Here is a 20,137-nt window from a genome sequence, read left to right as displayed (position 1 = left end):
GCCAATCGAGCCCGATGAGCGAATTTTCCTGGTGGACCTCTTGACAGTCCATCAATATATCGGAGATTATCAATGCACATCTTGGGAGCGCTTCCCTCGATGGGCACCCGTTCCAGGCCGCGTGACGTGGCCGACAACCCCGAAGGACATCGACAAATGCAAGTATCTCGAAGGAGAAGAAGACTCGCGCTCACGAGCGTCGCCGTGGGCGCGCTCGCAGCGACCGGTCTGACCTTTGCGTCGGCGAACCAGGCACTCGCCGAAGAAGGCTGCGAAGTCGACTACAACGTCGTCAGCACCTGGGGCGGGGGCTTCCAGGCCAACGTCGTCATCACCGCCGACGAAGCGATCAACGGCTGGGAAGTGAAGTGGAACTTCCCGGCCGGGACCACCGTCTCCAACGCCTGGAACGTCGGCTGGACCCAGAGCGGCACCGGCTTCACCGGCAAGGACGTGGGCTGGAACGCCAGCATCGGCTCCGGTCAGAGCCGCGAGGTCTTCGGATTCATCGGGAGCGGGTCCTCTGCGACTCCGGGCCAGTTCACGGTGAACGGCGACGTCTGCAACGGGCCGACCGAGCCCCCCACCTCGACGACGCCCACCGACGGCCCGACCACCGGTGACCCGGGCGGCCCCGGTGACAAGGTCGACAACCCGTACACGGGCGCTCAGGTCTACGTGAACCCGCAGTGGGCCGCTCGGGCCGCGGCGGAGCCGGGCGGCGACGCGGTCGCCGACCAGCCCACGGGCGTGTGGCTCGACCGCACCAGCGCGATCTACGGCAACAGCTCCCCCACCACGGGCTCGATGGGCCTGGAGGACCACCTCGACGAGGCCCTCGAGCAGGGCGCGGACGTCATCCAGATCGTCATCTACAACCTGCCCGGCCGCGACTGCGCCGCGCTCGCCTCCAACGGCGAGCTGGGCCAGACCGAGATCGCCGAGTACAAGAGCGAGTACATCGACCCGATCGTGGAGATCCAGGGGCAGGCCAAGTACGCCGACCTCAAGATCGTCAACGTGATCGAGATCGACTCGCTCCCGAACCTGGTCACCAACGTGACGCCGCGGGCGACCGCTGTCGACAACTGCGACACGATGAAGGAGAACGGCAACTACGTCGACGGTGTCTCGTACGCCGTGGCCGAGCTCGGCGCCCTGGGCAACACCTACAACTACATCGACGCCGGCCACCACGGCTGGATCGGCTGGGGCGACACGAACCCGCAGTACGACAACTTCTTCGCCGCGGCCGAGCTGTTCGGCTCGCTCATCGGCCAGAACGGGATGACCGCTGACGACGTGCACGGCTTCATCTCCAACACCGCGAACTACTCGGCGCTGGAGGAGCCCTACTGGGAGGTGGACCAGGTCGTCGGCGGCCAGGCCCTCAACCAGAACGGGAACCTGCCGTGGGTCGACTGGAACGACTTCAACAACGAGAAGGACTTCACCCAGGCGTTCCGCGAGGAGCTGATCGACAACGGCTTCAACGAGGGCATCGGCATGCTGATCGACACCAGCCGCAACGGCTGGGGCGGCGACTACCGGCCCACCGGCACCTCGACCTCGAATGACCCGGTGACCTTCGTCGACGAGTCCCGCATCGACCAGCGCTTCCAGAAGGGCAACTGGTGCAACCAGGCCGGTGCCGGTCTCGGTGAGCGGCCGCAGGCCGACCCCGAGCCCTGGATCGACGCCTACGTGTGGATCAAGCCCCCGGGCGAGTCCGACGGCGCCTCCGAGTTCATCGACAACGATGAGGGCAAGGGCTTCGACGAGATGTGCGACCCCGACTACCAGGGCAACATCCGCAACGGCAACAACCCCTCGGGTGCCCGCGACAACATGCCGCTCTCGGGCCACTGGTCCTCTGAGCAGTTCGCGGAGCTCCTCGAGAACGCGTACCCGCCGGTCAACTAGCGGCCTGAGGAGCTCCGCGAACCAGAACGCGGAGCGCGGAGCTCCTCGCGAACGCGAATACCGCCGGTCGACTAGGCGGTAGCAATCCGGTCCGGCTCGCCGGGAGGCGGTGAGCCGGACCCCCTAGACCAGATCCTCGGTTCCTTCCGGTGACCGGGCCCCGCGGGACGGCGGGGCCCGGTCATATCCGGTCCGGGGGGAACGAACGCGGCCTTCACGATCGGCGGATCGTGAAGGCCGCGAGGCGTTTGCGGGCTAAACGGTCGCTTCGAGCGCCGGGCCGGCGCCGATGCCGCGCAGCAGCGAGTCGACGATGCGCTCGACGGTGTCGGGCGACTGGAGCTCCGCGTACTGGCCGTACACGTAGATCGTCAGCATGGGGCTGACGATCATCGCCACCGCCAGGTGCAGGTCCAGGTCGGGACGCACCTGGCCGCGCTCGGCCCAGTACGCGAAGGTGTCGCGCACGAACTTGCGCCGCCGTTCCACGAGCCGGTCGTGGTGGACCTTGTACTCCGGGTCCTTCATGGCGAGCATCATGCACCTGAGGACCTTCGTGTCCCGCTCGCCGTGGGTGCGGATCATGCTGTGCCCCAGGTGGACCAGGTCGTCGCGCAGCGAGGTGCGCGGCATCTCGGCCGGCAGCGGGGCCTTGATGCACTCCATCGCCGCGGCGATCATCTCCTCTTTGGAGGACCAGCGCCGGTAGATCGAGGCCTTGGAGACGCCGGAGCGCTCCGCGACGGCCTCGATGCTCACGTCGGTGGTGTTCTCGTGCTCGGCGATGAGGTCGAGGACGGCTTCCAGGATCGCCTGGCTGACCGCCTCGCTGCGGGGCCGGCCCTTGTTGGGGGCCGGGGCCGCAGGGCCGTCGGGCGCGTTGTCAGGGGCGGCACCCAGGCCATGGGCGCCGTCTCGGGCGGCACGGTCCGGGACGGTCGGCGTCTCGCTGAGCTCGGGAGGCATGGTGCGATTCTCCCCTAGGCCTCGACGAGGGCGGGTTCGGCGGCCTGCTCCGGGGTCTCGGTCTCGCGGCGCTGCTTGCCGGGGAAGAACAGCAGGATCACGATGAGGCCCGCGAGGGCCACGCCGATCGCGCTGATGGCGGTGGTGTGCAGTGCGTCGAGGAACGAGGCGTTGGCCGCGTCCAGGACGCCTGCGGCCGGGACCTGGCCGGTCTCGACCGCGCCGTACGTGGAGGCGATGGATTCGCGGGCCTCGTCGGACAACTGCGGGGCGGTGTCGGCGATCTCGGCGCGGTAGGCCTGGGCCATGACGGTGCCGAGGACCGCGACGCCGAGGGCGCCGCCGACCTGCCGGAGCGTGTTGGCGAGGGCGGAGCCGACGCCGGCCTTCTCCTTCGGCACGGAGGACATGAGCGTGTTCATGGCCGGGGGCATGAGGTTCGACATGCCGATGCCGGTGATCGTGAACTGCGCGATGAGCAGCCACACGGAGCTGTCGAGGTCCAGGACGAACGCGGAGATCGCGAAGTTGGCGATGACCAGGAGCATCGCGACGGAGCCGACGACCTTGGCGCCGAAGCGCTGCACGAACATGTTCGACATCGGTGCGAAGACGAGCATCGCGGCGCCCATCGGCAGGAACAGCAGGCCGGTCTCCAGCGGCGAGTAGCCGCGGACGATCTGGATGTAGAACGTCATGAAGAAGAACAGGCCCATCATGCCGAAGAACGTGAGCACGATGATGGCCGAGGAGGCCGAGAAGCGGGTGTTCTTGAACAGCTTCATGTCGAGCGAGGCGTGCGGGACGCGCCGCTCCCACAGGACGAAGCCGATCAGGACGATCACGCCGAAGGCGAAGGTGCCCCAGACTCGGACGCCGGTCCAGGAGCCCTGGTCGCCGGCTTCGATGATGCCGTAGGTGAGGCTGACGAGGCCGAGGACGGAGAGGGCCATGCCGACGAGGTCGGGCTTGGCCTGGAGGCCCTTCGACTCGGGGGCCATGATCATGAGCGCCACGATGCCGAAGGCGACGATCGGGACGTTGATGAGGAAGACCGAGCCCCACCAGAAGCGCTCGAGGAGCGCGCCGCCGACGATCGGGCCGATGGCGCCGCCGATGCCGACCGCGCCGGTCCAGATGCCGAGGGCCTTGGGGAACTCCTTGGCGGGGAAGAGGTTGCGGAGCATGGAGAGGGTGGAGGGCATCATCATGGCGGCGCCGAAGCCCATGAGGGCGCGGTACCAGATGAGCTGGTCGGGCGTCTCGGCGTAGGCCGAGAGCAGGGAGGCGACGCCGAAGACGACGAGGCCGCCGAGGAGCATCTTCTTGCGGCCGATGCGGTCGCCGATGACGCCGAAGGCGAAGAGCATCCCGGCGAAGACCAGCGTGTAGGAGTTGATCATCCAGGCCAGCTCGCTCTGGCTGGCGCCGACGCCTTCCTTGGGGTCGGCGAGGGTCTTCATGGCGACGTTCAGGACGGTGTTGTCGAGGACGACGACGATGAGGCTGATGACCAGGACGCTGAGGATGGCCCACCGGCGCGGGTGGCCCGCGTCCTCGACGGCTCCGGTCTCGGGCGCCGCCTCTGGGGTCGGTTCGGAACGGGTGTCGCTCACAGGGTTTCCGTTTCTGTGCAGTGTTCTGCAGTGCAGCAGGTTCGTGATCTGCGTGATGTGGGCCGCGGCGCCGACCGCGGCTCGTGCGCGGGGCCGGCTCGGGCCCGTGGCGCGCGGGTGTTCGATGCCCGGGGTCGTCGGACCCCGGTCGTATCGTGGTGTCGACTCGAGCCTACGCCTATACGAAACGATACGGTAGCGTATCGTAATACGGCTCACAGACGCAAGCGTTGTCACTCCTAGGACGAAGTAGAGCCCGGAAATGTGACCGCGGCCGGGTGGTTGAATGAACGGCGTGGCACCCAAGTTCCCGTACGAAGACCTGCAGGCGTTCCTGGCCGCCCTCGAGGCGGACGGCGACCTCAGGCGCATCACCGCCGAAGTCGACCCGCACCTGGAGATCTCCGAGGTCACCCAGCGGGTGATCCGCGAGGACGGCCCCGCGCTGCTCTTCGAGCGCCCCTCCGGCAGCACGATGCCCGTGGCGATCAACCTCTTCGGCACCGAGGCACGCATGGCCAAGGCCCTCGGCGTGGCCTCACTCAACGAGATCGGCGACCGCATCGGCGCCCTCGCCAAGCCCGAGCTGCCCGTCGGCTGGTCCGGCATCCGCGACGGCCTCGGCAAGCTCATGCAGCTGAAGTCCGTGCCGCCCAAGAAGGTCCGCAAGGCCCCGTGCCAGGAAGTGGTCTTCACCGGCGACGACGTCGACCTCGACATGCTGCCCGGCCTCCAGGTCTGGCCCGGGGACGGCGGCGTCTTCCACAACTTCGGACTCACCCACACCAAGCACCCCGAGACCGGCAAGCGCAACGTCGGCCTCTACCGCCTCCAGCAGCACACCGAGCGCTCGATCGGCCTGCACTGGCAGATCCACAAGAACTCGACCTCCCACTACGCCGAGGCCGAGAAGCGCGGCGAGCGCCTGCCCGTCGCGATCGCGATCGGCCCCGACCCGGTGATGGCCTACGCCGCGACCGCACCGCTCCCCCCGGACATCGACGAATACCTGTTCGCGGGGTTCCTGCGCGGCGAGCGCGTCGAGATGGTCGACTGCCTCACCGTCCCGCTCCAGGTCCCGGCGAACTCGCAGATCATCCTCGAAGGCTGGGCCGAGCCCGGCGAGCGGATGCCCGAGGGGCCCTTCGGCGACCACACCGGGTTCTACACCCCGGTGGAGCCGTTCCCGGTCATGCACATCGAGGCGATGACCATGCGGCAGAAGCCGATCTACCACACCATCGTCACCTCGGCTCCGCCCCAGGAGGACCACGGGCTCGGCAAGGCGACGGAGCGGATCTTCCTGCCGCTCATCAAGATCATGGTCCCGGAGATCATCGACTACGACATGCCCGCCGCCGGGGTCTTCCACAACTGCGTCATCGTCTCGATCGACAAGAAGTACCCGAAGCAGGCGCAGAAGGTCATGAGCGCGATCTGGGGCCTCCAGCAGATGAGCCACACCAAGCTCATCGTCGTGGTCGACGCCGACTGCGACGTGCACGACTACCGCGAGGTCGCCTGGCGCGCACTGGGCAATGTGGACTACTCGCGGGACCTGCTCCTCACCGAGGGCCCCGTCGACCACCTCGACCACGCCTCCTACCACCAGTTCTGGGGCGGCAAGGCCGGCCTCGACGCGACCGCGAAATGGCCCGAGGAGGGCTACACGCGCGGCTGGCCCGAGGCGATGCGCATGAGCTCGGCGGTGAAGGCCACGGTCGACCGCCGCTGGAAAGAGTACGGAATTGACTAACGCCACCGCCCCGAAGCCGAACCACGTCAAGGACTTCCTCAAGCTGGTCGCGTTCGAGCACTCGGTGTTCGCGCTGCCCTTCGCGTACCTCTCCAGCCTTACGGTGATGGTGCGCGAGGACGCCTTCTCGTGGTGGGTCCTGGTCCTCGTGACCGTGGCGATGGTCAGCGCCCGCACCCTGGCGATGGCCGCGAACCGGATCATCGACCGCAAGATCGACGCCCTCAACCCGCGCACCGCCAAGCGCGAGCTGGTGACCGGCCGGGTCTCGCTCAAGACGGCGTACATCGGCTGCGCGGTGAGCCTGGCGGCCCTCCTGGTCTCTGCGGGCCTGCTCAACCCGCTTTGCCTGTGGCTCAGCCCCCTGGCCGTGGCCCCGCTGATCGTCTACCCGTACGCGAAGCGCTTCACGAACTACCCGCACGCGATCCTCGGCCTCGCCCAGATGGTCGCGCCCGTGGGCGCGTGGCTCGCGGTGACCGGCACCTTCGAGGGCTCGGCCCCGAGCATCGTCCTCGGTGCGGCAGTGGGCCTCTGGATCGGCGGCTTCGACCTCATCTACGCCTGCCAGGACGTCGAGATCGACCGCGAGATCGGCGTCCACTCCACCCCGGCCAGGTGGGGCGTGCAGGCGTCACTCCATGCCTCCACGGTCACCCACGCCATCGCCTGGGCCCTCTTCGCCTGGTTCGGCATCCTCACCGGCTACGGCTGGCTGTACTGGATCGGTCTCGCGGTCGTCGCCGTCGCGCTCGCCTACGAGCACTGGGTCGTGCGGCCCGACGACCTGTCGAAGGTCAACCGCGCCTTCTTCACCGCCAACGGCTTCGTAGCGGTCGCCCTGTTCGCCTTCGCCCTGGCCGACCTGCTCCTGCGCTGACAGGCTTCGTTGTTTCAGCCGGCCGCGTAGACGCGGGCCCCCTTCGGGCAGGGTGAACGCCGCCATCCGTCCGTCCTAAGTGCCCTCGAACGCAGATCGTCATCGCCTCCAAGGACCGCCGGCCGGTCGTCCTCAGGACCGCTCGGCGGCGTGGGCGAGGGCTGAGGGGGTGCGGCAACCGACGATGGCCGGGGCCTCTTGGACCAGGCTGTCGTCGGTGACGGCTTCGACCATGAAGAGCGCGTAGTCGATCCTGCGGGTCATGTTGCTCTCCAAGATCGGGTCGCCCACGTGGCGGGCCCACACCGGCAGGCCCTCGCTCTGGCCCTCTTCGAGGTCCGAGCCGCGCACGAGCGTCCAGCGGGTGTCGCTCTTGAAGATGAGGTCGGCGGCGCGGTACTGGTCGTCGAGGTCGAGGAGCCTGGTGAAGCGCATGAACCGTGCGAAGGCGACCGCGGCCTTGATCTTCCAGGAGTAGACGTCCCGGCCGTCGCGGGTGATGTGCCAGCCGCACGAGAAGACCAGGCGTGCACCGGGTTTCGCGTAGTCGATCACCGCGCGCGCGGTGCCCGAGGCGTAGTCGTTCACGCCCCAGGGCACGAGCACGGTGAGGACGGCGTCGCAGCCTTCCACGGCCTTCGCGATGACCTCGCGGTCGTTCGTGTCGCCGCCGATGACGGTGATCCGGTCGGCGACGTCCGCGAGCTTCGAGACGCTCTTCTCCCGGCAGACGCCCACGACCTCGTAGCCCCGGGCGAGCGCGTGCCGCACCATGTACTGGCCCAGCTTCCCTGATGCGCCGACGATGCACATTCGCTTGCCGACGCCGGCCTGCGGGACGATCGGGTTCGACGGTTCCATGACTTGCTCCTCGTTCGAAGGGTGCTTCTACCTTTACACTGTACAGGAAAACTGTACAGTGTAAAGTACCGGCGATGTGCGAACGACGGACAGGAGGCGACGCGTGACGACCGAACCGGCCGATCCGCCTTCCGCTCGGGGCACGCTGAGCAGGGAGAAGGTCGTGCGCACCGCCGTCGCGATGGCCGACGAGTCCGGCGGGAAGGTGCCGAGCACGCGCAAGCTCGCCGAGCGGCTGGGCGTGCAGGCCATGGCGCTGTACCACCACTTCCGCAACAAGGACGCGCTGCTCGACGGCATGGTCGACTTCGTCTTCTCCGAAATCGAGCTCCCGTCCCAAGGCGAGGACTGGAAGGCCGAGATGCGCCGCCGCGCCGCCTCGATGCGGGAGGCGCTGGTGCGGCATCCATGGGCGATCGCCCTCATGGACTCGCGAGCCGACGCCGGCCTGGCGACCCTCCGCCACCACAACGCGGTCATCGGCTGCCTGCGCGCCCAAGGATTCACCGTCGCCGGTGCGGCGCACGCCTTCTCCCTGCTCGACGCCTACATCTACGGCTTCGTCATGCAGGAACTCGCCCTGCCCTTCGAATCGCCCGGCGACCTGGAGGAGGTCGCGGCCCCGATCCTGGAGCAGGCGGCCATCGAAGGATTCCCGCACCTGGCCGAACTGGCGATGGAACACGCCCTCAAACCCGGCTACGACTATGCGGATGAATTCTGGATCGGCCTCGACCTCATCCTCGACGGCCTAGAGCGGCACCGGGACTCCTGGGCCTGAACCGGCTCGGCCGGGCTCAGACCTCGGCGTGGTACTCGAGTTCGTACGCGCTCGCGTCGATGATCATCTCGGTGACCTCCACGCAGCGGTCCTCGGCATCGAATGCGGTGCGCACGACCGCTATGACCGGCGTGCCGCCGGGAAGTTCGAGGGCGGCCCGCTCGGCCGGCAAGGGCATCCGCGCATGCAGCCGCTCGGTGAACCGGACGGGTGCGTGGCCGATCTCGGCGAGCCGCGCGTAGACACCGCCGGGTCCGGTGTCGGTGTAGACGATCGGGGTCGCGCGGACCATGTCGACCAGATAGAAGGAATCGGCGAGCTGGACCGGCCGCTGCTCGACCGCGAAGCGCCTGGAGCGGCGCAGCACCGGGTCGCCGGGCGTGAGGCCGAGCGGGGACGCGACCGTCTCGCTCGCGGGCACTTCGCCGACGGTCACCTCGACCATCCGGGCTCGCTTGCCCGTGTCGGCGTCCTGGATGGACTCGCCCTCGCGCCACACGGTGAGGCGCTGCGGGAAGGAGCGGACGATCCGCTCGAAGCTGCGGACATAACTGCCCGAGCTGGGCTTGGTGATGATGTACCCGGCTTCGCGGAGTTGCGCGAGCACGCTGGCGGCGGTGCCGCGATCGATGCCGAACTCTTCGCTGATCAAGGTGGCGCTGGGCATGCGGTCGCCGGGAGCGTACGTCCCGTCGATGATGCGCTGGCGCAGCGCTTCGACGGCGACCGCCGCTGACGCGCCCCGCTTGCCCGGCATATCCCTTGAACCCCTCCTCGCCTGATGCCGCATCAGCCTACCCAGAGGGCGCGCACGGCTGCGCGGCTCGCGAGTCCGCGGCGCGCCTGCCTCTACACCGCCGGCGCGGCCCAGCGAGCACGATCCGATGCGCCCTCACGTGGAGGTCCGCGCTCGCGCGATCGCAGGGCGGAGGTGAACGGCGCGTCCGCGGCGTGGCGATCGACCCGCATCAACACGCTCCTGATGCTGGACTTCAGGTGCGCGGTAGTCCAAGATGAGGCCATGCGGCCCCCATCGACCCGTCTCGCCCTTCCGGGGAGGACGCCGTGCACCCGCTGATCGGGTTCCTGATCGCCGTGGGGCTGTTCGCGATCGGCCTCTACGGGGTCCTCACGCGCCGCAACGCCGTGCTCCAGTTGGCCGCCGCGGAACTCATGCTCGGCGGCGTGCACCTCGTGCTCGTCACGGCCGACCTCGTCCACAATGCCTACACCGGGCAGAGCTTCGCGCTGTTCATCGTGGTCATCGCCGCGGCCGAGGTCGGGGTGGGTCTTGCGCTCATTCTCAACCTGTGGCGCGAGCGGGCCACCATCGACACCGACGACCTCCCCGAGGAACCGCCCGCCGACGCCCGGAGCCGCCGATGACGTACGGGCTGCTCCTCATCGGCTTCCCCGCGGCAGCGGGCCTGGCCGGGCTGCTGTTCCGGCACCGCGGCCTCGCGAGGTACTTCGCCCTGACCGCGCCCGCGTTCACGCTGTACGCGGCGGCGATGTGCGCCATCGTGAACCCGACGTTCGCGCTGACCCTCGCCGACTTCGGCCCGATCCGGGTCGACCTCGCGCTCGAACTCTCCGGGACCGCGACGGCCGTGGCGATCGCGACCGCGTTCGTGACCCTCCTCGTGCAGGTCTACTCGGTCGCCTACCTGCGCGACGACCCGCACTACCCGGCGTTCGCCGCGCAGGTCAACCTGTTCTGCGCCGCGATGCTCCTCGTCGTGACCGCCGACGACCTCGTGTTCCTCCTCATCGGCTGGGAGGTCATGGGCGCCTGCTCGTACCTCCTCATCGCCCACTACGCGAAGCTGCCCGAAGCGCCCGGCGCTGCGGCCAAGGCGTTCCTGGTGACGCGCTTCGGCGACGTCGCGTTCGTTCTCGGCGTGATGGTCCTCGGCGCCGCCGCCGGGAGCTTCCGGATCAGCGAACTGGCGGACGTGCCGGAGGGGCCCGCCGCGGCGGGGATGCTGCTGATCCTGTTCGGCTGCATCGGCAAGTCCGCGCAGTTCCCGCTCCAGATCTGGCTGCCCCCGGCAATGGCCGGCCCGACCCCGGTGAGCGCGCTCATCCACGCGGCCACGATGGTCGCAGCCGGCGCGTACGTGCTGACCCGGCTCATCCCGGTCTGGCCCGAGCACCTGCTGCTCGTGGTCGCCGTCGTCGCGGCGGTGACCATGGTCGGCGCGGGCCTGAGCGCGCTCGCGGCGAGGGACCTCAAAGGCGTGCTCGCCTGGTCCACGGTGAGCCAGGTCGGGTTCATGTTCGCGGCCGTCGCCGTGGCGGCGGGGGACGCGGCCCTGTTCCACCTCGTCTCGCACGCGGGCTTCAAGGCGCTGCTGTTCCTCACCGCGGGCGTCGTGATCGCGCTCGCGGGCACGAACGGTTCCCTGCGCACGACCAGGCTGCGGCCCGGCGACTCGCGGTTGACGTTCTGGGCCATGACGATCGGGCTCGCCTCGATGGCGGGCCTGCCGCCGCTGGGCGGCTTCTACAGCAAAGAGGCGGTCCTCGGCGCGGCGTACGAGGCCGGGACACCGGCCGGGGTCGTCGTGTTCTGGGCCGGGATCGGCGCGAGCCTCCTGACGGCCGCATACTCGGCGCGGCTGTGGCTGCTGCTGTTCTGGCGCGGCGCGCCCGCGCGGGACGAGCGGCCCGTGGTGCCGAGCGGCGAGGCGTTCAGCCTGTGGGCGTTGATGATCGTGGTCGTCGGCTTCGGCGGGCTGTACTTTGCGGGGCCGTTCCTCCTGCCGGAGCTGCACCTGGACTTGATGGCGCTGCTGCTGCTCGCGAGCCTCGGCGGGTTCGCCGTGATCGCCGACGCGTGGTGGCGCGGACACCGGCGAGAGGTGCCCGCAATGGACGATGCACGCGACCCGGCTGGCGTCCTCGGCCGCGCCCGGCCGGCGATGGCGGAAGGATTCTTCGCGGAGCGGCTGGCGGGCAAGGCGACCCGCGCGGTCGCGCGGACTGCCAGCGCGGCGGCCCGGGTGCTCGATGAGCAGTTGGTGGATCGGACGGCGGTGGAGGGTTCGGCGCGGGCGACGCTCGCGGCGGCCGAGGACACCGCGGCCGGGCACCGGGGCGGGCTGGTGCGGTACCTGCGGTTGAGCGCGGCGGGGACGCTGCTGGTCGCGGCGGTGGCGATCGGGGTGGGCATGTGGAGCTGATGCTGGTGCCTGCGGTGGCGGTGCCGTTCTTCGGGGCGGTGCTCGTGTGGGCTTGGCGGGACCGGGCGTTCGCGCACTGGATCGGGGTCGGCGCGGCGGCGCTGGCGCTGGCGGTGGTCGCGCTGCTGCCGCTGGGGCGCGGCAGCGGCGACTGGTCCACCATCGGCGGGAGCATGACCGGCGGCTGGTGGCACGAGGTCGAGTTCGCCTGGGCGCCTTCGATCTACCTGGACTTCTCGCTGGCGGTCGACGGCATCTCGTGGCCGCTCGCGGTGCTGACGGCGTTGCTGGGCCTGCTGTGCTGCCTCCACAATGCGCTGGGTGCGGAACGTCACACTTCAGCTGCGCTTCAGGTACCGCTCGCTACGGTTGCAACCGGGGGCCCTTCCCTGGCCGCGGGTGGTGTTACCGGGGTGCCCGGGGAATCTCCGCTCGGCGAGCCCGGCGGGGCGGTCGGCGCGAGTGCCGAAAGTCGCACTTCAGCTGCGCTTCAGGTTCCACTCGCTACGGTTGCAACCGGGGGCCCTTCCCTGGCCGCGGACGGTGTTACCGGGGTGCCCGGCGAACCGGCACCCAGTGTGTCCGGCGGCGCGCTCGGCCAGTCCGACGATGAAGCAACCGGCACGGCAGCCGCCGCTTCGCGGCCGTCGCCGACGCTCACCGCGCTGCTCCTCGCGGTGCAGTTCGCGTCGACGCTCGTGTTCTTCGCGGACAACCTGGTCCTCTTCTTCATCGCCTTCGAGTCGGTCCTCCTGCCGATGTGGGCGATCATCCACCGCTACGGCGACCCGGCCGCGCGCCGGCATGCCGCCGCGAAGTTCGCGCTGTTCACCGTCGCCGGGTCACTACTCATGGCCACGGGCCTGTTCGTCGCGGTCGCCGACACCGGCACCGCCGACCTCGGCGCGCTCATCCTCCTCGGCGGCGTCAGCCCGGACCTCTCGCTCCTCGTGTTCGCCCTACTGGCCATCGGATTCGCGGTCAAAGCCCCGCTGTGGCCGCTGCACTCCTGGCTGCCCGACGCGCACACCGCCGCACCCACCGTCGGCTCGGTACTCCTCGCCGGGGTGCTCCTCAAACTCGGCACGTACGGCCTCATCCGCGTCGCCGGAGGCATCGCCCCGCAAGGCGCGGCCGACGCCGCCCCGGTCCTCGCAGTGCTCGCCGCGCTCGGCATCGTCGTCGCGGGCCTGGTGTGCCTGAGCCTCCCCGAACTCAAGCGCCTCATCGCGTACTCCTCCGTGGGCCACATGGGCTTCGTGGTCCTCGCGTTCGCCACCGGCACCGAAGCGGGCATCCGCGCCGCGCTCTTCGGGAACCTCGCGCACGGCCTCATCACCCCCCTGCTGTTCTTCCTCGCCGGAGCCCTCAAGGCCCGCACGCACACCGGACTCCTCGGCTCGCTCGGCGGGCTCCGGCTCGCCGCGCCGACGTTCGCCGGGCTCCTCGGCTTCGCGGCGTTCGCGTCGCTCGGCCTGCCGGGCCTGGCGGGGTTCTGGGGCGAGGCCTTCACGGTGTACGCGGCGGCCGAACGCGGCGGGGCCTGGCTCGCGCTGGCCGCGGCGGCGGCGTTCGGGGCGTTCCTGGCCGCGGCGTACCTGCTGCGGATGCTGCGGCGGGTCAGCCACGGCCCCGTCGCGCCCGCAGTCTCCGGCATCGGTGACGTCTCCACAGTGGAATTGATCGTCTGGTCGCCGCTGGTGGCGGGGACGCTGCTGCTCGGCCTCATGCCGGGCCCGCTGCTGGACCTGTTCGGTGAGGGGCTGCTGTAGATGCAGGTGCAGGCGATCGACCACATGGCGCTGCTGCCGCTCTACCTCGCGGCCGGAGCGGGAGTGCTCGCGCTGTTCGCGGGTCGGTTCGCGAAGGCCTGCACGATGATCGGACTCAGCGCGGCGGCGATCGCGGCGGCCTGGGTGGGCGGCGGCGAGGACCGGGCCACGTTCGCGGTCGGCGGCTGGCACTCGTTCGTGGCCGACGACGCCGCGATGGGCGCGGCGGTCGTGTTCGCCGGATTGAGCGTGCTCGTGGCCGCATTGAGCGGGCGGCAGGCCGGGGAGTACTGGTTCCTGCTGGCGGTCTCGGCGGCGGGCGGCATCACGCTCGCCGGCGCGCGCGACCTGATCACGCTGATCGTGGCCCTCGAGACCCTCACGGTGCCGCTGTACGTGCTCGTCACCCGACCCGGCCGCGACGGGGCCGAAGCGGGCGTGACGTTCCTCATCGCCTCCATCGTGTCCTCGGCGACCGCGCTCATGGGCGCGGCGCTCCTCTACTCGGCGGCGGGCACCGTGCACCTCGAAGGGCTCGCGGCCGGCCTCGCCGGGGCCGACGCGGGGCTCGTGGCGGCCGGAGCCGCACTGCTGCTCGGCGGGCTCGCGTTCAAGCTCGCGGCCGCGCCGCTCCACGCCTGGGCGCCGCTCGTGCTCGAACGGGCCCCGCTGCCGATCGCCACGTACCTCGCCAGCGCCTCGAAGCTCGGCGGCGCGGTCGCGATCGTCTGGGTGGTGCACTTCGGACTCGGCGCGAGCGCGGGGACGAGCACCGGGATCGTGGTCGCGGCGCTGAGCGTCGCCTCGATCGTGACCGGGAACCTCGGGGCGCTGGTGCAGCGCCGGACGGTGCCGCTGCTGGCCTGGTCCGGGATCGCCCACGCGGGCTACGTGCTCGCGCCGCTCGCGGTGGTCGCGACCGCCGCCGGGCAGGAGGACGCGGCGGCGGCCGCATCGGCGGCCCTGGCGTACGCGGTGTTCTTCGTGCTGCTGGAGGCGGGCGCGTTCGCGGCGCTCACGGCCATCCGTTCAGGAGCGGTGTCTCCTGCCGACGGGCTCGACGCGGCACCGGCCGGGCGAGGCGTTCACGTTTCCGGCGAGGGCGGCTCGATCGCCGAGCTCGCGGGTCTCTGGCGCGCCGCTCCCCTGCCCGCTTCACTCCTCCTCTTCTCGGTGGTCGGCCTGGCCGGGCTGCCGCCCGCGCTCGCCGGGACGTTCGCGAAGGTGGCCGTGCTGGAGGTGCTGGCGTCCTCGGCCGTGTGGCTCGCCGTGATCGTCGCCGCCGGGGCCGTGCTCGGGCTCGCCTACTACCTGCCGCTCGCCCGCACCGTGCTCATGGGCCGCGGCGCCGCAGGCCGAGGGACCGGCAAGGGCCGCTTCGCGATCGCCCTCGCCTTGATCGGCATCGCGCTGCTCGCCGTCACGCTCGCGCCGCAGCTCGTGTTGGACTTCACCGCCATTTCTCGGTAAGTTCCCAGCTCACAGAGAAATACTGGCCGTAGTCAGGACGTTGCTTTTCCCACAAGAAGGGAAACCCAAGCATCATGAAGCATCACAACGGCCTCAAGACGGCAGTGTTGCTCGGCGCGATGTCGGCGCTCGTGATCGCCATCGGCTACGTGCTCGGCGGCTCCACGGGCATCCTCATCGCAGCGGTCATCGCCGTCGGCATGAACGCCTACGCCTACTTCAACTCCGACAAGATCGCCCTGCGCTCCATGCGGGCGCAGCCGGTGTCGGAGGCGCAGGCACCGCAGCTGTACGCGATGGTCCGCGAGCTCGCGCACCGTGCGAACCAGCCGATGCCGCGCCTGTACGTCTCACCCACGATGCAGCCGAACGCGTTCGCGACCGGCCGCAATCCCGAGAACGCCGCGGTCGCGGTCACCCAGGGCATCCTGCAGCTGCTCACGCCCGCTGAACTGCGGGCGGTGATCGGGCACGAGCTGTCGCACGTCTACAACCGCGACATCCTCATCTCCTCGGTCGCCGGGGCGCTGGCCAGCATCATCACGATGCTCGCGAACCTGGCGATGTTCCTGCCGTTCTTCGGCTCGAGTGACGAGGACCGGCCGAACCCGCTCGTGCTGCTGCTGACGATGATCCTCGGCCCGCTGGCCGCCGGCCTCATCCAGATGGCCGTGTCGCGCTCGCGCGAATTCGAGGCCGACGCCGACGGCGCGCGCCTCACCGGGGACCCGCTCGCGCTCGCGAGCGCGCTGGAGAAGATCTCGGCCGGGGTCGATCGGATGCCGGCGCGGTCCGACAGCCGCATCGCGGAGCAGTCGCACCTGATGATCGAGTCGCCGCTGCGCGGCGGCGGGCTCGCGAGCCTGTTCTCGACCCACCCGCCCACGGCGGAGCGGGTCGCGCGACTGCGGGCGATGGCCCGCGGCATCGTGCGCTAGGCCGCGACAGGCCGCGGTCAGGGCATGCCGAAAGCCGCGTCGACACTGGTCGACGCGGCTTTCTCACGTGTTCGAGCGGGAACCGCTCAGTACGACGAACCGCCGCCGCGAAGGTCTTTGAGCCCGGTCCGCACGTCCAGGAGGTACACCAGCGCCGCGGCGATGGTCACCAGGGTGAAGATGAGCCCCGACCCGGGACGCTGCATGAACAGCAGCGTCAATGCCAGGCTGACGGCCAGGATGCCGAGCCACGCGCCCTTGGACAGGGTGCCGACGGCATTGAACGCGTCGGGCTTCTGCACCGCGCAGTGGGTGAGAGCGATGACCGAGAGCAGGGCGGCTCCGAGCGTAATGAGCAGAAAGACGTAATAGCGCACGTCGAAGGCGAACACTGCTGCGAACTCTGGCATGCGCCCAGCCTACCCGCAGGTACTCGGGAGCCGGTCGACTCGGCTACTTGCCGAGCTTGCGACGCTGCACGCGGGTCTTGCGGAGCAGCTTGCGGTGCTTCTTCTTCGCCATGCGCTTGCGCCGCTTCTTGATGACCGAGCCCATAGAGCTTCCTCACAGATGTTCACTAGACAATTTTTCGAGCCCGACCAGCCTAACGCGCCTGCCCGGCGGCCCCCGCGCCGGGCGAGCGGAACCGCAGGCCCCGTCACAGCTCGCGCGTGGCGGGACCTGCCGGGCCGAGGGGATCAGTCGTCGGTCTGGAGCGCTTCGGAGAGGTAGGTCTTGACCGCGCTCTCGGGAACGCGGAAGGAGCGCCCGACCCGCACCGCCGCGATCTCGCCGTTGTGGACGAGCCGGTACACCGTCATCTTCGAGACGCGCATCAGCTCGGCCACCTCCGTCACCGTCAAGAACTTGACCTCGTCGAGGAGGTCCCCGGGTTCGCTCATGTGTCTCACCGTTCTGTCGAGGGCTGTTGCGAGCACTTATGCAAGGACGTGGGGTGTGTGATGTGTTTGCGGTGCGGCGGACGCGAATGCCCATATGAACCGAAACAAGTCGGTCGTCACAGACTGTGACGTTGATGTCTTTCGATTGGGATGAGGCTCATGTTACGGCAGTCCGGGCCACCCGGCAACACCCGATCTCACACGGTCTGGGCAATGAAGGCCGTAATCTCCTGCATCAGATCCGCATAGCTCTTTCCGTAGATCTCCTGCACCGCGTCCACCGCCGGCCCGCCCTCACGGGCCGTCGCGCCGAAGAGCTCGGTGAACTTCTCGAGCCCGTACTCGTCGATCAGGTAGGTGACGCCGAGGAACCCGCACCCGTACTTGCCGGAGCCGGCGAGCGCGTCGTCGTCCCCGTCCGGCGGGAGGATGTCGGTCTCGCAGCCGCCCTGCTCGACGTACTCGCGCACGTCGCCCCGGCGGGTGTACTGATCGTAGGGGCGGTCGCCCTCGTCGATGTACTCGGCGACGCCCTCGACCATCCACCAGGTGTCGTCGGCGTACCGCTCGGACGGCGCGGCCCACAGGGTCACTGCGTGGCCGAGCTCGTGCCGGATCACCGAGTCGAGGCCGGGGCCCCAGCCGGAGAGGTCGACGTTCATGACGGTGGCGTACGTGGACGGCTGGCGCTCGCCTTCGAGCGTGCCCGAGAGCGGCAGCGCGAACCCGACCACGCCCTCGGAGTCCCAGAAGCCCCCGAACCAGACCTCGAACTCCTCGTCGCCGGCGATGTAGACGACGTACCGGTCGGGCTTCTCCCAGAACGCCCACTGGTCCGCGTTCACCGCGGCGGCCTCGGCCACCTCCAGGGCGTCGTCCAGGCGGTCGGCCATCTCCAGCGGCACCGCCGTGACGGTGCGCTCGCCTACGGCCGCAACGAGATCGGTGACCTCCCACGGGTGCGGGCCCTCCCCGAACTCCGAGTTGGAGACCTCGACCATGACCAGGCCGTCAGCGCCCGCGCGCCAGCGCGAGTCGAAGACGATGTCGGCGGCCTTGCACGTGTCGGCCGGGTCGACGAAGCAGTAGGAGAGCGCGACCGAGATGTCGTAGAGCGGGACCGCGCCGGAGGAGTCCTCGATGGGTCCCGAGGCGATCTGGTAGTCGAAGCGCGAGACCTGCATCGAGCTCAGCGACTCGAAGCGGCGGGTCATCTGGTCGTGCAGGGTCGGGTCGTACGCGGCCAGCCAGCCCTCGACGCTGTTGTTGAGGAGCGACTCGCTCTGGGCGTCGAGGACGAGCTGCGCCTGCTCCTTGAGGTAGGCGAGGATCTCCGCCTCGGACGCGTTCGGGCCCGGGCTGGGGACGGTGCCCTCGCCGGGCTGGACCGCGAGCCCCTCGATCGTGCCGGTCTCGGCGGCGGGCATCCCCGGACGCCAGCCGTTGACGAGGGCCCCGCCGAAGACGGAGCCCGTGACGAGGAGGAGGACGACGAAGAACGTCCCGATCCGGGACGGCTTCCTGTCAGGGCGCGGGAAGTGGACGTGCCCGCCGGGCCACGGCGGCATCGCCGTGACCGGGATCGGCCCGGCCGGCACCTGGTGCGGCCCGCCCGGGTAAGGGGCCGTGGGGTACTGGCCCGGAGGCATATGACCCTGCATGTGCCCCTGCGGGACCGCTCCGGGCGGGAGCATGTCGACCGGCAGCGTCGAGGGCGGGGCCGTGGGCTCCGGCATCGGCGGCATCGGCGCGGCCTGCGGGATCACCGCGTCGCCCGTGCCCGCTTGCGGCAGCACCGGTTCAGGCGAGATGCTGCGCGGCGTTTCACCCGGCGCGGCGCTGACCGAGCGCTGGCCGGGCACGAGCGGGGACGAGGCGGCCTGCCCGGGGCGGGGTACGCCGGGGCGGTCGCGCTCGTGGGAGTCCGGGGTGAAGTCCTCGGGGGCTTGAGTCACGCTCGCAACTGTAGTCGCCGATCGCTACCCGTGCGAACCCCGAATACGCGGTGTGTGCTGGGCGTCCAACGCCATGAGCAGGAACGGACCGGGTCGGAGACCACTCCGCCCGGCCCGGTCCTCAGAACTCTCTAAGACTTGGTCCACAGTGAGCGCGCGAACACGGCCAGGTTCGCCGGGCGCTCGGCCATGCGGCGCATGAGGTACCCGTACCACTGGTCGCCGTACGGCACGTACACGCGCATCCGGTACCCCTCGGCGGCCAGCCGCAGCTGCTCGGCCGGGCGGATGCCGTACAGCATCTGGAACTCGAACGACTCCTTGCCGCGGTCGTACCAGCGGGCCCGGTCGATGCCGATCTCGATCAGCCGCGGGTCGTGCGTCGCGAGCATCGGGTAGCCCTCGCCGGCCATGAGCGCGTTGATACAGCGCACATAGGACCGGTCGACGTCGAGACTGCGCTGGTAGGCGACCGACTCGGGCTCCTTGTAGGCGCCCTTGCAGAGCCGGATGCGCGAGTCGGGCACGGCCTGCGTCTTGCAGTCGTCCTCCGTGCGGCGCAGGTACGCCTGGAGCACGGCGCCGGTGGACGGGTAGTCCTCGCGCAGGCGCTGCACGATCTCCAGAGTGGAGTCGGTGACGGTGTGGTCCTCCATGTCGACGGTGACCGAGGTGCCGGCGTCCGCGGCGGCGGCGCAGATCTCGCGGGCCCGGTCGTAGGCGAGCTCGGCGTCGATGCGCTGGCCGACGGCGGAGAGCTTGACGCTGACCTCGGCGGAGCCCGCGAGGCCCTCGCCCTTGAGGGCGGCGAGGAGGTCGAGGTACTCGTCGCGGGTGGCGTCGGCCTGCTCGACGACGACCGTGTCCTCGCCGAGGTAGTCGAGTGTGGCGAGCAGTCCGTCGGCCGCGAGGGTCCGGGTGGTGGCGACGGCATGGGCCGTGGTCTCGCCCGCGACGTAGCGGCGGACGAGCGATCGCGTCACCGGCGCGGTGCCGACGAGCCGCTCGATCTTCGATGACCTCGCGGCGGCGAGGATGACAGAACGCAGCATGTCTGCAGCGTAGCCGCCCGCGTCCCGGCCGCAGGTCACGGTGGCATAACACGTGTGCCGCAACATTGGAAACCAAGACG

The 20,137-nt window shown here is 69.9% G+C and carries 18 protein-coding genes; 9 read left to right on the top strand and 9 right to left on the bottom strand.

Features of this window, described 5'->3' with window-relative positions; translation table 11 throughout:
• Positions 1–156 precede the first annotated feature (156 nt).
• Entirely contained in the window at positions 157–1,923 is a 1,767-nt protein-coding gene (locus tag AB0I03_RS22410) for a glycoside hydrolase family 6 protein (RefSeq protein WP_360415874.1), read from the top strand.
• Positions 1,924–2,178: 255 nt separating this feature from the next.
• Here the strand turns inward: AB0I03_RS22410 and AB0I03_RS22405 are convergent, their stop codons facing one another.
• On the bottom strand, positions 2,179–2,889 hold the full coding sequence (locus AB0I03_RS22405; protein ID WP_360415872.1) for a TetR/AcrR family transcriptional regulator: 711 nt from the start codon (positions 2,887–2,889) through the stop codon (positions 2,179–2,181).
• A 14-nt stretch (positions 2,890–2,903) separates the two neighbouring features.
• A complete protein-coding gene (locus AB0I03_RS22400) occupies positions 2,904–4,505 on the bottom strand; it encodes an MFS transporter (RefSeq protein ID WP_360415870.1) in 1,602 nt (533 codons plus the stop codon).
• A 286-nt stretch (positions 4,506–4,791) separates the two neighbouring features.
• Here AB0I03_RS22400 and AB0I03_RS22395 point away from each other — a divergent pair, with 286 nt between their 5' ends.
• Entirely contained in the window at positions 4,792–6,261 is a 1,470-nt protein-coding gene (locus AB0I03_RS22395; protein ID WP_360415868.1) for a menaquinone biosynthesis decarboxylase, read from the top strand.
• The gene (mqnP, locus tag AB0I03_RS22390) at positions 6,254–7,141 is read left to right on the top strand and encodes a menaquinone biosynthesis prenyltransferase MqnP (protein ID WP_360415866.1); all 888 of its coding nucleotides are present in this window, start codon (positions 6,254–6,256) and stop codon (positions 7,139–7,141) included. The genes AB0I03_RS22395 and mqnP overlap by 8 nt, the downstream gene beginning before the upstream one ends.
• Positions 7,142–7,273: 132 nt before the next feature.
• On the opposite strand, the gene AB0I03_RS22385 is transcribed toward mqnP, so the two are convergent.
• Positions 7,274–8,002: an NAD(P)H-binding protein gene (locus AB0I03_RS22385; protein WP_360415864.1), complete on the bottom strand. Its 729-nt coding sequence runs from the start codon at positions 8,000–8,002 to the stop codon at positions 7,274–7,276.
• Positions 8,003–8,105: 103 nt separating this feature from the next.
• On the opposite strand from AB0I03_RS22385, the gene AB0I03_RS22380 reads away from it, so the two are divergent.
• Entirely contained in the window at positions 8,106–8,783 is a 678-nt protein-coding gene (locus tag AB0I03_RS22380) for a TetR/AcrR family transcriptional regulator (protein WP_360415862.1), read from the top strand.
• Between the two features lie 16 nt (positions 8,784–8,799).
• On the opposite strand, the gene AB0I03_RS22375 is transcribed toward AB0I03_RS22380, so the two are convergent.
• Entirely contained in the window at positions 8,800–9,540 is a 741-nt protein-coding gene (locus AB0I03_RS22375; RefSeq protein ID WP_360415860.1) for a GntR family transcriptional regulator, read from the bottom strand.
• Positions 9,541–9,848: 308 nt separating this feature from the next.
• Here AB0I03_RS22375 and nuoK point away from each other — a divergent pair, with 308 nt between their 5' ends.
• The 5 genes from nuoK to htpX all read left to right on the top strand — a co-directional run bounded on the left by nuoK (position 9,849) and on the right by htpX (position 16,148).
• On the top strand, positions 9,849–10,169 hold the full coding sequence (gene nuoK / locus AB0I03_RS22370; RefSeq protein WP_360415858.1) for an NADH-quinone oxidoreductase subunit NuoK: 321 nt from the start codon (positions 9,849–9,851) through the stop codon (positions 10,167–10,169).
• Positions 10,166–11,968, top strand: a complete 1,803-nt coding sequence (locus AB0I03_RS22365) for an NADH-quinone oxidoreductase subunit L (protein ID WP_360415856.1) — start codon at positions 10,166–10,168, stop codon at positions 11,966–11,968. Before nuoK ends, AB0I03_RS22365 begins: the two co-directional genes overlap by 4 nt.
• Positions 11,959–13,740, top strand: coding sequence for an NADH-quinone oxidoreductase subunit M (locus tag AB0I03_RS22360; protein ID WP_360415854.1), 1,782 nt, complete (start codon positions 11,959–11,961; stop codon positions 13,738–13,740). Before AB0I03_RS22365 ends, AB0I03_RS22360 begins: the two co-directional genes overlap by 10 nt.
• On the top strand, positions 13,741–15,210 hold the full coding sequence (locus AB0I03_RS22355; protein WP_360415852.1) for a proton-conducting transporter membrane subunit: 1,470 nt from the start codon (positions 13,741–13,743) through the stop codon (positions 15,208–15,210).
• Positions 15,211–15,284: 74 nt separating this feature from the next.
• Positions 15,285–16,148, top strand: a complete 864-nt coding sequence (gene htpX / locus AB0I03_RS22350) for a zinc metalloprotease HtpX (RefSeq protein WP_360415850.1) — start codon at positions 15,285–15,287, stop codon at positions 16,146–16,148.
• An 86-nt stretch (positions 16,149–16,234) separates the two neighbouring features.
• Here the strand turns inward: htpX and AB0I03_RS22345 are convergent, their stop codons facing one another.
• The 5 genes from AB0I03_RS22345 to AB0I03_RS22325 all read right to left on the bottom strand — a co-directional run bounded on the left by AB0I03_RS22345 (position 16,235) and on the right by AB0I03_RS22325 (position 20,057).
• The gene (locus AB0I03_RS22345; protein WP_360415848.1) at positions 16,235–16,558 is read right to left on the bottom strand and encodes a DUF2516 family protein; all 324 of its coding nucleotides are present in this window, start codon (positions 16,556–16,558) and stop codon (positions 16,235–16,237) included.
• A 43-nt stretch (positions 16,559–16,601) separates the two neighbouring features.
• On the bottom strand, positions 16,602–16,703 hold the full coding sequence (locus AB0I03_RS22340) for an AURKAIP1/COX24 domain-containing protein (protein WP_081687713.1): 102 nt from the start codon (positions 16,701–16,703) through the stop codon (positions 16,602–16,604).
• A gap of 143 nt (positions 16,704–16,846) precedes the next feature.
• A complete protein-coding gene (locus AB0I03_RS22335; protein WP_030155806.1) occupies positions 16,847–17,050 on the bottom strand; it encodes a helix-turn-helix domain-containing protein in 204 nt (67 codons plus the stop codon).
• Positions 17,051–17,247: 197 nt separating this feature from the next.
• Entirely contained in the window at positions 17,248–19,005 is a 1,758-nt protein-coding gene (locus tag AB0I03_RS22330) for a hypothetical protein (protein WP_360415846.1), read from the bottom strand.
• A 131-nt stretch (positions 19,006–19,136) separates the two neighbouring features.
• Positions 19,137–20,057, bottom strand: a complete 921-nt coding sequence (locus AB0I03_RS22325; protein ID WP_360415844.1) for a proline dehydrogenase family protein — start codon at positions 20,055–20,057, stop codon at positions 19,137–19,139.
• Positions 20,058–20,137: the final 80 nt, after the last annotated feature.

Origin of the sequence: Glycomyces sp. NPDC021274, from assembly GCF_040641195.1 — a bacterium.
Classification (GTDB): domain Bacteria; phylum Actinomycetota; class Actinomycetes; order Mycobacteriales; family Micromonosporaceae; genus Glycomyces.
Note: the sequence above shows the minus strand (reverse complement) of the source record. Positions and strands in the feature narration are given on the sequence as shown.

What these genes read in the sequence shown, in the direction of transcription:
- AB0I03_RS22410 (WP_360415874.1), top strand. Translation starts at nt 157, where the DNA reads ATGCAAGTATCTCGAAGGAGAAGAAGACTCGCGCTCACGAGCGTCGCC.
- AB0I03_RS22405 (WP_360415872.1), bottom strand. Translation starts at nt 2,889, where the DNA reads ATGCCTCCCGAGCTCAGCGAGACGCCGACCGTCCCGGACCGTGCCGCC.
- AB0I03_RS22395 (WP_360415868.1), top strand. Translation starts at nt 4,792, where the DNA reads ATGAACGGCGTGGCACCCAAGTTCCCGTACGAAGACCTGCAGGCGTTC.
- AB0I03_RS22385 (WP_360415864.1), bottom strand. Translation starts at nt 8,002, where the DNA reads ATGGAACCGTCGAACCCGATCGTCCCGCAGGCCGGCGTCGGCAAGCGA.
- AB0I03_RS22375 (WP_360415860.1), bottom strand. Translation starts at nt 9,540, where the DNA reads ATGCCGGGCAAGCGGGGCGCGTCAGCGGCGGTCGCCGTCGAAGCGCTG.
- AB0I03_RS22365 (WP_360415856.1), top strand. Translation starts at nt 10,166, where the DNA reads ATGACGTACGGGCTGCTCCTCATCGGCTTCCCCGCGGCAGCGGGCCTG.
- AB0I03_RS22355 (WP_360415852.1), top strand. Translation starts at nt 13,741, where the DNA reads ATGCAGGTGCAGGCGATCGACCACATGGCGCTGCTGCCGCTCTACCTC.
- htpX (WP_360415850.1), top strand. Translation starts at nt 15,285, where the DNA reads ATGAAGCATCACAACGGCCTCAAGACGGCAGTGTTGCTCGGCGCGATG.
- AB0I03_RS22345 (WP_360415848.1), bottom strand. Translation starts at nt 16,558, where the DNA reads ATGCCAGAGTTCGCAGCAGTGTTCGCCTTCGACGTGCGCTATTACGTC.
- AB0I03_RS22340 (WP_081687713.1), bottom strand. Translation starts at nt 16,703, where the DNA reads ATGGGCTCGGTCATCAAGAAGCGGCGCAAGCGCATGGCGAAGAAGAAG.
- AB0I03_RS22335 (WP_030155806.1), bottom strand. Translation starts at nt 17,050, where the DNA reads ATGAGCGAACCCGGGGACCTCCTCGACGAGGTCAAGTTCTTGACGGTG.
- AB0I03_RS22325 (WP_360415844.1), bottom strand. Translation starts at nt 20,057, where the DNA reads ATGCTGCGTTCTGTCATCCTCGCCGCCGCGAGGTCATCGAAGATCGAG.